This is a genomic window from Candidatus Symbiopectobacterium sp. NZEC135, assembly GCF_025962695.1.
Genome location: NZ_JAGFPF010000895.1, coordinates 1 through 858, shown reverse-complemented (window position 1 = coordinate 858; position 858 = coordinate 1). Strand labels below are relative to the sequence as shown.

Annotated in this window: 1 protein-coding gene; it reads left to right on the top strand. The window is 57.1% G+C overall.

Annotated elements, in window-relative coordinates; translation table 11 throughout:
* A partial coding sequence (gene trpCF, locus J5224_RS31260; protein ID WP_264628888.1) for a bifunctional indole-3-glycerol-phosphate synthase TrpC/phosphoribosylanthranilate isomerase TrpF occupies positions 1-858 on the top strand: 858 nt, incomplete at both ends.

Here is an 858-nt window from a genome sequence, read left to right as displayed (position 1 = left end):
TGATTCGCGAAGATTTTGATCCGGTGGCCATTGCCCGCGTCTACAGCGATTACGCCTCCGCTATCTCAGTACTGACCGATGAGAAATATTTTCAGGGCAGTTTTGATTTTCTACCGCGCATCAGCGCTGTCGTCAGACAGCCGGTGCTGTGCAAGGATTTCATCATCTCGGAATACCAGATTTATCTGGCGCGCCATTATCAGGCCGATGCCATTCTGCTGATGCTGTCGGTGCTTGACGATCATGAGTACCGCGAACTGGCTCAGGTGGCGCACAGCCTGAAAATGGGCGTATTGACAGAAGTGAGTAACGAGGCCGAGCTGGAACGGGCTATCGCGCTCAAGGCTCGCGTGGTCGGTATCAACAATCGCGATTTGCGCGATCTGTCTATCGACCTCGACCGCACGCGCACGCTGGCCCCGCGCTTGCCCAAAAATGTTACGGTAATCAGTGAATCCGGCATTCATAACGCCGCACAAATCCGCGAGCTCAGCGCCTATGCCAACGGTTTTCTGGTTGGCAGTTCGCTGATGTCAGAGCCCAATCTGTCGTTAGCGGTGCGCCGCCTGATCCTGGGTGAGAATAAGGTGTGTGGGCCCACACGTGCCATGGACGCCGCGGCGGCGTACAACGCCGGTGCAGTGTATGGCGGGTTGATCTTTGTGCCCTCCTCTCCACGCTATGTGACACCGGCGTTCGCACCGACGGTGATGTCCGGTGCACCGTTGCGCTACGTTGGCGTATTTCGTAACGCGCCTGCCGCAGAGATTGCACAGACCGCCCGACAACTGGGGTTGTTCGCCGTGCAACTACACGGCAATGAAAATCAGACCGCCATTGATGATCTGCGCGCGCTGC